This window comes from Okeania sp. (assembly GCF_983059655.1).
In genome coordinates this window covers 1-12505 of record NZ_CEZPJD010000161.1, presented here as the reverse complement: position 1 = coordinate 12505, position 12505 = coordinate 1, and the positions used below count along the sequence as shown (strand labels likewise).

Annotated in this window: 7 protein-coding genes and 1 pseudogene; 3 read left to right on the top strand and 5 right to left on the bottom strand. The window is 39.9% G+C overall.

Translation table 11 applies throughout. The annotated features are described in order from the left end of the window. Positions 1-460, top strand: a pseudogene (locus AC3DU7_RS11450) (hypothetical protein); the annotation flags it as partial. 477 nt (positions 461-937) lie between these two features. On the opposite strand, the gene AC3DU7_RS11445 reads toward AC3DU7_RS11450, so the two are convergent. Continuing rightward, positions 938-2845, bottom strand: a complete 1908-nt coding sequence (locus tag AC3DU7_RS11445) for a S9 family peptidase (protein WP_488039474.1) — start codon at positions 2843-2845, stop codon at positions 938-940. Between the two features lie 564 nt (positions 2846-3409). Between AC3DU7_RS11445 and AC3DU7_RS11440 the strand changes: the two genes are divergently transcribed. Next, positions 3410-4075: a class I SAM-dependent methyltransferase gene (locus AC3DU7_RS11440; RefSeq protein WP_488039473.1), complete on the top strand. Its 666-nt coding sequence runs from the start codon at positions 3410-3412 to the stop codon at positions 4073-4075. A gap of 188 nt (positions 4076-4263) precedes the next feature. On the opposite strand, the gene AC3DU7_RS11435 is transcribed toward AC3DU7_RS11440, so the two are convergent. Further along, a complete protein-coding gene (locus AC3DU7_RS11435; RefSeq protein WP_488039472.1) occupies positions 4264-5343 on the bottom strand; it encodes an EF-hand domain-containing protein in 1080 nt (359 codons plus the stop codon). 569 nt (positions 5344-5912) lie between these two features. Between AC3DU7_RS11435 and AC3DU7_RS11430 the strand changes: the two genes are divergently transcribed. Beyond that, entirely contained in the window at positions 5913-7295 is a 1383-nt protein-coding gene (locus AC3DU7_RS11430) for an FAD-binding oxidoreductase (protein WP_488039475.1), read from the top strand. A 419-nt stretch (positions 7296-7714) separates the two neighbouring features. On the opposite strand, the gene AC3DU7_RS11425 is transcribed toward AC3DU7_RS11430, so the two are convergent. The 3 genes from AC3DU7_RS11425 to AC3DU7_RS11415 form a co-directional block, all read right to left on the bottom strand. Further along, positions 7715-8077 (bottom strand): nuclear transport factor 2 family protein, encoded by a 363-nt coding sequence (locus tag AC3DU7_RS11425; RefSeq protein WP_488039471.1) that lies wholly within the window; start codon positions 8075-8077, stop codon positions 7715-7717. Positions 8078-8329: 252 nt separating this feature from the next. Further along, positions 8330-11425 (bottom strand): TIM-barrel domain-containing protein, encoded by a 3096-nt coding sequence (locus tag AC3DU7_RS11420; RefSeq protein WP_488039470.1) that lies wholly within the window; start codon positions 11423-11425, stop codon positions 8330-8332. A gap of 16 nt (positions 11426-11441) precedes the next feature. Next, complete coding sequence (locus AC3DU7_RS11415; RefSeq protein WP_488039469.1) at positions 11442-12161, bottom strand: hypothetical protein; 720 nt, start codon at positions 12159-12161, stop codon at positions 11442-11444. Positions 12162-12505 lie beyond the last annotated feature (344 nt).

Below are 12505 nucleotides of genomic sequence, written 5' to 3'. Positions count from 1 at the left end.
TTTAAAATCTCCAGAAATAGAGCAAATGATTCAGACTTGGATGCAGAAAAATACTCCCCAACCTGTAGAACTTTATTATCCTGATAGTTTTGTACATAAACTGGAAAGTAAAATTTCTGATTTAGAGCTAGATGAAGAGGAGCATTTAGCTATATCAACCATAGATAATATCGATAGTGAAATTCTTAATAATACAGACATAGATACCTTAGTTCAGGAAATGCGTGGTTCTCATGGAGTAAAAATAAAAGACCGCCGACATCGATGGGGTATTTACTCAAAATGTTTTGTTGGTTCTGAGGCAGTAAAATGGTTAATGAAGACTCAAAATTTGAATTTACAAGAAGCAATTTCCATTGGTCAATTATTAATCGATCGTGGGTTAATTCATCATGTATTAGATAAACATGACTTTCAAAATGAATATCTTTTTTATCGCTTTTATGAGGATGAACAGTAGGGTTTAACAATTAACAATTAATAATGAATAATTAATAATTAAAGAAGGCAAAAGGCAAAAGGCAGAAGGAAGAAAACTTTAGTTATCTAGGACAGAAGGAAAAATCTGGCGTTGTGTGAGTTTTAAACTTTTGGATGGTCGTGCATTGTCCAGCAATGTTTGTTACCAGAGACGGCAGTGAGAGCATCTTGCTCCCGTGCCAGGTGTTCCTTTTTGCTGTATACCATGAGTACCAAAAAAAGAGGATGTATTTACAGCAACTTCCGAAGTTATCAAAATAACATGGGTCTAAAATCCCCCCTTTCAAGGCGTAATATTTTTGGTTCCTTGCTCAAATCCCCTACTTCCCCTCCTGGGAGGGGTTAGGGGTGGGTTGACTTCTGACTTCTTTAAGAGGTATACTCATCTCATCGCGGGCAAGATGCCCGCACTACAAACGTTAAATTGTTAATCTCTCCCCTACTCCCCTACTCCCTACTACCTCTTTTCCAGAACTACACCAGAGTGACCTTCTATATTTCCTACTGGTTCAAATATTCCACCCAGATACTTTGCTAAAAATTCCTCGGCGATCGCGTAAAAATGTAAACGGTTTTCTGGACGAGCAAAACCATGTCCTTCATCTGTATATAGTACATATTCGATTGGTTTACCCGCATCCTCCATGGCCTTAACAATTTGCGTACTTTCTGACTCTTTCACCCTTGGATCATTTGCCCCTTGGCCTATTAATAAAGGTTTCTCAATTTTATCTACAAAAAACAGAGGCGATCGCGACTGCAAAAATTCTGCTTCAGTTTCCAAATTTCCCACACGATGGAAAAATACTTTCTTCAAAGGTTCCCAATAAGGAGGGATAGTTTGCAGTAAAGTCATCAAATTACTCGGTCCGACAATATCCACGCCAGCAGCAAACACTTCCGGGGTGAAAGTCAACCCTGCTAATGTTGCATAACCACCATAAGAGCCACCCATGATAGCAATTTTCTCCTTATCAGCAATACCGTTTTCAACTAACCAGTTAACTCCATCAATTAGATCGTCGTGCATTTTCGCTCCCCACTCCCGGTTACCAGCATTGAGAAAATCTTTACCGTAACCAGTCGAACCCCGGAAATTAATTTGCAGTACAACATAACCTCGGTTAGCTAACCACTGAGTTTGCGATCTATAACCCCAGGTATCCCGCGCCCATGGTCCTCCATGAACTAAAAGCACTGCTGGTGCTGGAGTTGGAACACCTACAGGTTTAGTCAGATAACCATGAATAGTTAGACCATCCCTAGCAGTGTAGGAAATGGGTTCCATTGATGCCAACTCTAAACCTTCGAGTTGGGGTTGGTTGCTAAAGAGGAAAGTTATAGTTTTAGCAGCGCGGTCGTAAGTATGATAATCAACAGGTCCGTCATCAGTAAAATAAGCTACCAACCATTTATTATCTTCGAGAGTACGACTAATGATGCGAAACTCACCTGTATGTGCTTGCTTGAGAAATTCAAAATCTGCAGTAATGCGATCGTCTAGAATCTGCCATTCTAATTTATCTTTGTAGAAACCCACTGCTTCAATGGCACGAGTAATAGGATGAGTTAAACTGCCACTGATATCATATTGGGGGTCTTCAGCAATTACTTTTTCTTCACGAGTAGCAAGATCGAGACCTAGTAAACGTATGGCATTAGCATCATGGTTAGCTGATATATAGAGAGTTTTGCCATCATTGGAGAAGAAACTAGGGCCTCCATCTTCATCTGGCCCCCATTGACGCATAGTTTCCCAAGGTTTTTCTATGGTTTCTCGATACAGTAAATCCGAACCTCCATCCTCTGTGATAGTTGCTGCAGCCAGAATTTGAAATTTGGCATCAGCTGTCCAACCAACAATATTGCCTGGGTTATGGGTGTCAAATTCTACTGCGCCATTATTGAGGTTGATGCGGTAAACATCGAAAATTTGGGGGTTTTTCAGGTTTAGACCCACCAATATTTGGTCGGGGAAATTATGATCTAAATCTATTACTTGTGCTTTGACTCCCTGAAATGGGGTGAGGTCGCGCACCATATTTGATTGAATATTGACTTGATAGAGATGATAGTTTTCGTCTCCATCAGCATCTTGAAGATATATTAGTTGGTCTTCGTTGTAGGTCCAGAAATACATCCGAATGCCTCGTTTTTTGTCAGCGGTGAGTTGCCGATCGTCTTCTTGACCTATTGTTCGTACCCATATTTGCAAGACATTTTTTTCATCTGGAGCAATGTATGCAAGATATTTGCCATCGGGGGAAAGTTTTGGACTGGTACGTTCGGGGTTGCCAAACAAAATTTCACGGGGAATAAGGGGAGGAAGTTTGGTTGTAATTTTTTCTGCAGTTGTTGTGGTCATATTTTTGTTTAATATTTGATTTACTGAAGTTGTATAGTAGGCAATAGGGAACAGGCAACAGATTGAAAAACATTTCTCTGTCTAAAGATCGGTGTTGCTGATTCTGGGTATGATGCAGAGCTACCCTAACCCCCCAATTTGGGAAAACTCTAAAAGTCCCGCAATTATGGGGGATTTAGGAGGCTTGAGCAAAACCAAACAATTGTGCATTCATACTTCAATTCAGCAACGCCTAAAGATCATTACCGAAGAATTAATAATTAAATAATTATAGGTTTAAAGCCTCCCCTTTCAAGGGGAAACAAGCGGTCGAGGGATGGCGAGGAAACCTCGCCATATCCAATCGACCAAGAGAGAAAAAATTTTCCTTTTATTCAATCAATTCCGTTTTAGGGAGAGGTAATTATCAATTATCCATTATCAATTATCCATTATCAATTATTGAACAGTCTTTGTCCTAACTGCTCTAGCTATTGCTATACATTTTTTATTGTATAGCTTACTTTACAATCCGTAATATTCAGATAAAATAAATTGTGTAGTGTAAACCCACCTTGACTATTTATGTTACTACAAGCTAATCAACGCACGAAGTTAGACGACTCTGACGATCGCCTGTTTTATTCTTACCCTAGATTTGTTACTCATGTGGATGAGGGGTTTATCGACCAGTTGACAAATTTATATCGCGATCGCTTGAAGCCTAATACTCGAATTTTAGATATGATGAGTAGTTGGGTTTCTCATTTACCACAGGATATAGAATTTGCTCATGTTGAAGGCCATGGTATGAATGAGGAAGAGTTAGCTAAAAATCGTCAATTAAATCATTACTTTGTTCAAAATTTAAACAAGGATTTAAAACTACCTTTTCCTGACAAAGATTTTGATGCTGTTGTTAATTGTGTTTCTATTCAATATTTGCAATATCCTGATGCTATATTTTATGAGATTTATCGAATTTTGAAACCTGGCGGGATAGCAATTATTAGCTTTTCTAATCGAATGTTTTATCAGAAGGCTATTAGTGCTTGGCGAGATGGTTCGGAAAGTGGAAGAGTAGAGTTAGTCAAGCGTTATTTTGACAGTGTAAAAAATGCTGATGGTATGCCAGGTTTTAGTCAGGTAGAGGTAATTTCTCAGAAGTCAAATGTACCTAGTTTTTTGCAGATGTTAGGTTTAGGAGGAGGCGACCCTTTTTATGCTGTAATTGCTTATCGTCAGGTTTAATATCATGTCTGGTTGAATAGTTTTTGGAGGAGGGAAGGCAGAAGGCAGCTATGCTGAGGGCAGAAGAGAAAGAAAGGTTTTAAAGAAAGAAAGTTTTTTTGTCACTATGTCACTAAATACTCTGCAAGGACGTTGCATGCAACGTCCCTACTCCCTTTTTTCCAGAGAGGTCTAATGAATTTCCTATATTAGTAATAAGCAAAAAATAAATTTCCAGGAGCATCAGAGTCATCGCTACGATAAAATTGCCGTACTAATTTCAAGAATTCTTTTTTAGTTATACTGCCATCACCATTTAGATCTAACTTCGGAAAAATTTCTATAGCTAAGTCTGGAGGAATTCGCCAACTCCAATAAAAAGTTTTGTACTCTTCCACGCCAATAACCCCATTTCCATCGAGATCCAATAACTCGAAAACCCAATCTGCGAGGTCAACAACTATTTTGTATATATTTGGACTATTGATCCGACGTTCACTATATTTGAGCCATTCTGCTAGTTCAATTTTACCGTTTCCATTTTTATCGGCATCTTGTTGCAAAGATTCCCACTCTTCCATAAACTTTGCATAGAGTTGCTGGTATTGTGGCATTTCCTGAGTTAAATGACGCGCTCTAGCAAGATTATGAAATATTGCTTCAAAATCCTCTTTTTCTACTGCACCATTTCGATCGGCATCATAGACTTCAAACAAGCGCGTCCACTTTCTTTTTTGCAGTGTGGTAGTATAGAAAGCAAAAAGTGAGTTTCCGCGAGCATCTGGATCATCACTACGATGAAATTCTCGAACTAATTTCAAGAATTCCTTTTTAGTTATACTGCCATCACCATTTAGGTCTAACTTCGGAAAAATTTCTATAGCTAAGTCTGGAGGAATTCGCCAACTCCAATAAAAAGTTTTGTACTCTTTCACACCAATCACCCCATTTCCATCGAGATCCAATAACTCAAAAACCCGATCTGCTATGTCAACAAGTATTTGGTATATATTTGGACTATTGATGCGACGCTCGGCGTGTTGGAGCCATTCTGCTAGCTCGATTTTACCGTTTCCATTCTTATCAGCATCTTGTTGCAAATATTCCCAATCTTCCATAAACTTTGCATAAAGCTGCTGGTATTGTGACATTTCCTGAGTTAAATTACGCGTTCTAGCAAGATTATGAAATATTGCTTCAAAATCCTCTTTTTCTACTGTACCATTTCGATCGGCATCATAGACTTGAAATAAGCGTGTCCATTTTCTTTTTTGTAGTGTGGTAAGCATAATTTTTGTTTCCTCCAGTTTTCCTCCAGTACAAAGTAGATTAAAATTTTTTTATACCTAGTATTTATTAACCTTGGGCTTGAAATATATTAATATACTACTATAAGTTTATAGCTAGTAGACATCTCCAGAAAAGAGGGAGTAGGGGGAAATAATTGATAATTTATGTGCTATAATTGATTTTATTTTTTATTATTGGAGATGTCTAGTAGGGTATTGTTAGGGATAGCGTAATGCACCAGCAACATCAAAAATGGTGCGTAACGCTCCACTTTGTTCCGCTTTTTCCTGACGGAATGCTCCGCAAACATGTTGCGCAGCAAAACTCACCCTACTGGACTGAAATTTGAGGGAACAGAGAATAAAAAGACAAAAAGATAACTGTACCTTATGACCTTGGGAAACACTATATATCTAAATCATCTGAATATAATATTAGATAAAACCAATATCATAAAATCATCAAAAAGTCAATCAAATAAACTACACAAATGTGCTATAACAAAGAAAAGGGAATTATTTTAAATCCCTGTAAAAAAAATAATTTAACTAAATACCATTCATAATTAATCATAGTGATTTCCCAAGAAAATACATTTAACATACAAGAATTAGCAACTATTGTCGGCAAAGACAATATTAGTTTGTGGCAAGATATAGACCAAGCAAAAAAACAACAAATCATATGGGCGATCGCTCCTGACACTACCATTAACTGTATCGTCTATCCAGAAACTCAAGCACAACTCTCCACCATAGTTACTTGCTGTGCTAAAAATAATTGGGCAATATTACCTTGTGGTAGCGGTAGTAAAGTTCATTGGGGAGGGTTAATGAAAGTAGACTCCACTACTAACAAGCAAGGAATAATCGTTGTTAGTAGCGATCGCCTCAACCATCTCATTGAACACGCTGTCGGTGACTTAACTGTGACTGTGGAAGCTGGGATGAAATATGCAGAATTACAAGAAATCTTAGCAAAAGCAGGTCAATTTATCGCTATCGACCCTGCTTATCCAGAAACTGCTACTATTGGCGGTATCATTGCCACGGCTGATACAGGTTCCCTACGTCAACGCTACCGGGGTGTACGAGATATGCTACTGGGTATAAGTTTTGTGCGATCGGATGGAAAAATTGCTAAAGCGGGAGGACGGGTAGTTAAAAATGTGGCAGGTTACGACCTAATGAAATTATTTACAGGTTCTTATGGCACATTAGGTATCATTAGTCAAGTTACTCTGAGAGTTTATCCTATACAACAAGCATCCGGTACCGTTGTTTTAGTAGGAGAAAAAAATAACATTGCCAAAGCAACTCAAACTTTATTATCTTCAGCATTAACACCAGTAGCAGTTGACTTACTTTCAACTAAATTAGTAGAGCAATTAGACTTAGGTAAAGGTTTGGGGTTAATGGTTAGATTTCAAAGCATAATAGAGAGTATTGAAGAGCAATCAAATCAATTATTAAAAGTGGCAGATAGTTTAGGTTTAAATTCCACCTGTTACCATGATGATGAAGCAGAATTATGGCAAAAATTAAAACAAAAAATCTGGCATTCTCAGCAAAATCCAGAAATAATTTGTAAAATAGGAGTCATTCCTACGGAAGCTGTAGAAACTTTAGAGCGATCGGCACTAGAAACAGGTTTCGGATTAATTCATGCAGGTAGTGGTGTGGGAGAATTAAATTTTAATTCTGTTACTTCTGAAACTCTTCTAGAATTACGGCGTTGGTGTGAATCTAAAGGTGGATTTCTTACAGTTTTAGCAGCACCATTAGAGATAAAAGAAAAACTAGATGTTTGGGGTTATAATCAAAATGGTCTTGAGATAATGCGCCGAATTAAACAACAATTTGACCCGCAAAATATTCTTAATCCTCATTCTTTTGTTGGTGGGATTTATAGCGCTGTGCGCAGGCAACAGGCAACAGGCAATAGGCAATAGGGGGAAGAAAAAGCTGATAATATAAGACTTTTAGCTATTGGACAATTCCTGCAATTTGTAAATATGCCAGCGCACATTGCTATAATTGATAATACTAAATTCGGAGCATTGCTGAGGGGCGGGATGAATATAAGTGGTAAGTGGGGGCAGGCATCCTGCCTGCTCCATCCTACCTGTCCCGAAAACATCAAAGATGCCCATTCCACAAAACTATTACAGCGCTTTTCATTTGAGTAGACCACAAAATTATTTTTGGCACTTAGAGTAGGGAGTAGGGAGTAGGGGGTAGAAAAATGCTTTTGGGTTGCCCATACTAACTGTAGTCTATCCATGTGAAAAGCGCTATAAAATCCCAAGCGCATTTATGCAACTTGTTCCAAAAATAACTTCTGACTTCTGACTTCTGACTTCTGACTTCATTAAACTACTGAGTATTTTTCATAAAGTAGAGAAGCAATAGTTTGATATGCGATCATCCCATTTTGGACAACAAAGCTATCAGTACCAAAGTAACTGTTATCACCTGTAGGTGTAAAATTCCAAGTAATGTAGATAATTTCTCCTTCAATTACTGCAGGAGCGATTATATTCTCTCCATTACTAAATAATTTAAAAAGATTATCAAAAACATTTCTTACTGCTTCAGTACCCTTTTTGACTGTATTATTGAGAATTAATATAGAATCTTCTGTATAGTGAACCATAATGGCATCTAGGTCATTTGCATCCCACGCCTTAATGTGTTCTTCCCATACTTGTCTAGTTTCATCTACTGTACTCATAATCAAACTCCTGTTAATAAAGGTAATTTGAAATAATTCCATAAACTTGTAGGGAAGTTCCATAGAACTTCCCTAAATTATTGATGTAACTCGATCTTAGAGGATATCTGAAAAGTTTTTTGATACTGAATTTTGCCCCCCGAGCAAGCCAACTTTGGGGGGAACAAGAGTCAATTTGCTTCTACAAAGTCCCCCAAAATTGGGGGATTTAGGGGGCTTGGATGTAGCAAATGGGACGTCTCAGACAACCTCTTAGACATAATCTGCCTGGATCGAAATAGAAGCAGAAGAATCAAACACCTTTATGAAACTGATGTTGATGTTCTGATTATAATACCAAGCATTGCTGGCAGAATTTTGCAGTTGTTGGCTAAGTTGTTCTGAACTTTCTCCGGATAACGCTCCCAGATATTGACCATTAATAGTAATACCCTTCAACGGACCAGTAGCACCCCGCTGCTCGCTTGGATCGTGCAATACTGCCACGAAGAAATACTTCTCAAAAGGTGGCGTATACCCGTCGTGGACGCGATCGACTTTAATTTCCCGCCTCTTTTCGCTGGTGTAGCTGTGAGTAATCTTGGTCTCGCGATATTCGTCGTTGGCCTTGGGATCGTCCACATCTGCTTTGGGGGCGGAAGAACGGCTCACACCATCATCCAAATACATACTGTATTCCCCTTGCTCCCCTGGATAAATATTCAGGGTAATGGGATTAGGCTTACCTTCTGCATTCAATTGTCCCACATATTGTTCCACTTCGATTGTCGGAATGATTGCCCCTGCCCGGACGTAAATGGGAACAATAAAGTGAATGTGATCGCCATTGACATTGATGTTGGCATCAAAATCCCGTATCGTTGTGCCCCCTTCTGTGGCAGCACCAAGAGGCATAACGTTGTCCACAAAGCAATACCAGTCGCTACCTTTGGGCAGATAAACATCCCGCCGACCATTATTGTTGTCTTCATATTGAGGACGTAACACTGGAGCAATGAGCAGATCCTTGCGGACAAAGAATTCGTTGTTCAGGAATTGGTCTTTATCATTGTAGAGGGATTGGTCTTGGGGATCGTTGAGGAATAAAGGACGACAGATGGGCATTCCATCCAGGGTGTTCTCAAACAAGGCATCATAGAACAACTGCATCAGCCGGTAGCGCAATGTAATGTAATGCCGACAAATGTCGGGAACCATCCGATACAAATCTTGGGGTTCTGGGATATTGCCACCCTTATAGTTATTAAACCACTCTACATATTGGAAGGGTTCTTGGAACTCTTTGCGCCCTTTACGAACGTAGTGATTACGGAACCAGGGTAAGAAAGCTCCTGCACCAGTCCAGCGGATCAGCAGTTCTGGATTCGCCCACTTGCCACTATCATAAGCTGCTTCTTCAAAGCCGCCGATATCTTGACCGGTGATTGCCAAGGCGTGCATACCTAGAGAGAGGACTTGGGAAATATTCATCTGGAGGAAATCCCAGTCGGAAGAGTTATCCCCAGTCCACAAACCTGCATATCGGTGAGAACCAACATAGCTACCCCGTCCGATGATAAAGTTACGCGTGTTTTCCCGTCCGGGCAGTTTATTCAGTCCTTCGTAGGTGGCTTTGTGCAGATTGTAGGAGTACAGGTTCCAGACTTTGAGGGATGGCTTCAACTCCACTTTTCCTTCAAAGTCGCTGTTAACCAGCAGTTTGAATGGTAAGCCCTTCATATCCCCACGGTTTTGCCGGATCGCCGGGGTGGTCATATCCTGCCAGACAAATTCTAGACCCTGATCGAACAGATATGTATATTGCTTGCCCCACCATTCACGAACTTCTGGACGGGCGAAATCGGAGTAGTGACCTGGGCTTCCCATATCGTTGCCATTGGAATCTGGTCCGTAGTACACTTCACCGATGTAAGCTTGGCCACTATTGTAACTGTCACCTTCAACCCAGCCATTATTGGGACAGCCTTCTGTTCCGGGACCATAGAGACCCCACAGTTGGTAGTATTTGCTGTCTGGATTGTCTGCATCGTACCGCTGGTCTGTGATAAAGTAGCCTTTCTCTAATCCCTCTTTGTAAGTTGAGTAATAACCTGGGTTGTCTTTATCTTGGCTGCTAATAACGGGAGTGATGTTGGTGCTGCACTTAACACCTTGCGATCGCAACCAACTGAACATTTCCTTGTGACTGCCGAAGGTTTGCTCAGAGGGGTTGTTCTTATTCGTTTGGTAATCAGGCTTGATGGTGAAAGTCCGGTAGTTTTCTTGGATATCCACATCCACCGCCAGACCATCAAGAGGAATTTGATACTGCCGATATTTTTCTACAGCCCACTTGAGGTCTGCCGCACATTCGTACCCATAGCAACCTTGGTGATATCCTAGGGCGTAACGTGGTTTCAACTCGGCGCGACCAACAATTGCGGTAAAGCTATCCAAGATGTTTTTAGGGTCTTCTCCCAAGAACAGGTAGTAGTCCATGTCCCCAAAGCGGGTGCCTAACATATAGCGACCGGAGTTGCTATAGCCAATATCGATGAAGACTTGAGTGGGGTTGTCCAGTAGCACCGCATTGACGTTCTTACTGCCGGGAATGCCATTGAACTCGTAAAAGAAGGGTTCCGAGTGGTAAAGAGGCTCGCGGTTATCTAAAGGTCCACGATTGTAGACCTGTCGATACCGCATATTATCAAAGTTGAAATAATTTAACTGGTCGCTATTTTTTTGGAGTTTGGTTCCCCCCTGTTCGCCAAACCCAATATATTTACCATTGGCAGGTTTCTTCACCGCTTGGATGATGGCATAATCTTCTGGGTTATTGGGGTCTAGTGAATGGGGAGTGTAGTAAATTGGCGTTTCTGCGGTTTGCCATACTGGAATTTCTGCATATTCCGCATTGGATGGGGAGCTATTGAATACTATGATTCCGAAGGGAGCCAAGGTGACTACTACTTTCATCACGATGGAGTTAGATTCCGACTTCGTTGTCAAGACGATCTGGCCGTTACTTTCTTTGCAATCTAGATCGAAGATATATTGTTGCCTGATTTCCTCATCCGCCTCGTCGAAGTTGCGGTGTTCCAGCAAGTGACTGAAACTGCTGTATTCTGCCTCCGTTGATTTGGTTGGGTTAAAGCGCACCCGCAATGTATCGTTCTGAACCACCTCGATCAACATCAGGCAATCACTGCCATTGGCCTTCTTGAATTTCAGGCTTAAAGTCTTTGTATCCTTATTGAAGGAATGACTTACTACCGATCCCAGTTGATCCCATTCTTTGTAGCGGTCAAAATATTCTTCTACCTTGAGAAATTTGTATACGCGATCGCTGGGAAAAATTTCGTTGGACATAATATGACTATTCTCCTTAGTTAGAATTTTTTTTTGGGTGATACTCTATCGCCATCCAGATGCAATCTGTGTCTGAATAATACTGATGCCACGGATATGTGTATTTCTGATTTTCGTGGACTTCACAAAAGGGAACGATCTGAGTATATCCCTCAGTCATAATCAAATCTTCATAGAGAGTATCAAACTTTTTGACTTTGAACTTTTGCATTCGTCCTTGTCCAAAGATTTGGGTATGAATCTCCAAAAAGTCATGTTGATTGTGGATAGCACAATCAGTATGGGAAGGGGCATACCATAGATTGACCTTGACAGCAAATTTTTCTTGCTGAGTTGGGTTTGTTGATTGCCTTGCCATAAAATATGGATCGACCTCTATGATACCCGCTTCATCTTGGGGAGACTTCCAAAGGGGTACATCTTTAGGAAAGTCGGAACCAGGAAAATTGCCTAATAGATCCCACCCAGACTCAAAAACAATCTTACCAATGTTTTTTGTTTCTACAACCTCAAGCAAAAGTAGAGATTTTGCTTCTTTTATGACTGTATCACTGAGGATAGTTGATGAGAAAGCTGGAATAATGCTTAGGTTAGTTTCATTGATGTAAGCATCTGACTCTTGAGGGTTGACAACAATAGTGCGGTTATAAATGTGATAGTTTTCAACATTTTCCACATACTTCGCGTCTATGTACCCACCAGAAAAGTTAAGGTGTTTGATTTGGTTAGCTGTCATCAATTTTTAACTAATTTTTTTGGGGACGTACCTTTGTGACATTGAATTAAATCTAACAAGCCCATCCTACTCATCGATCTATCCGAGTGTCAAGAGAATTTTGTTGATGTTAAGAAAAAATACAATCCAGATGATTTGTATTTTTTGATACAGTTTTTTTGACCGAAAAAATAGGAAAAAGATAAAGCAAATATAAAATTTTATTTTATTTTATGTCCGTTTAATTAACGATAAAACTCCGTTCTGCTTACACGTTAATGCAGTTGTGCGCCAGCAAAAGAAAAAGTTTCTCCTCCCTAATTATTTATAACTGTTCATCCGGACATAATATTAATCAATATTAA

What these genes read in the sequence shown, in the direction of transcription:
- AC3DU7_RS11445 (WP_488039474.1), bottom strand. Translation starts at nt 2,845, where the DNA reads ATGACCACAACAACTGCAGAAAAAATTACAACCAAACTTCCTCCCCTT.
- AC3DU7_RS11440 (WP_488039473.1), top strand. Translation starts at nt 3,410, where the DNA reads ATGTTACTACAAGCTAATCAACGCACGAAGTTAGACGACTCTGACGAT.
- AC3DU7_RS11435 (WP_488039472.1), bottom strand. Translation starts at nt 5,343, where the DNA reads ATGCTTACCACACTACAAAAAAGAAAATGGACACGCTTATTTCAAGTC.
- AC3DU7_RS11425 (WP_488039471.1), bottom strand. Translation starts at nt 8,077, where the DNA reads ATGAGTACAGTAGATGAAACTAGACAAGTATGGGAAGAACACATTAAG.
- AC3DU7_RS11420 (WP_488039470.1), bottom strand. Translation starts at nt 11,425, where the DNA reads ATGTCCAACGAAATTTTTCCCAGCGATCGCGTATACAAATTTCTCAAG.
- AC3DU7_RS11415 (WP_488039469.1), bottom strand. Translation starts at nt 12,161, where the DNA reads ATGACAGCTAACCAAATCAAACACCTTAACTTTTCTGGTGGGTACATA.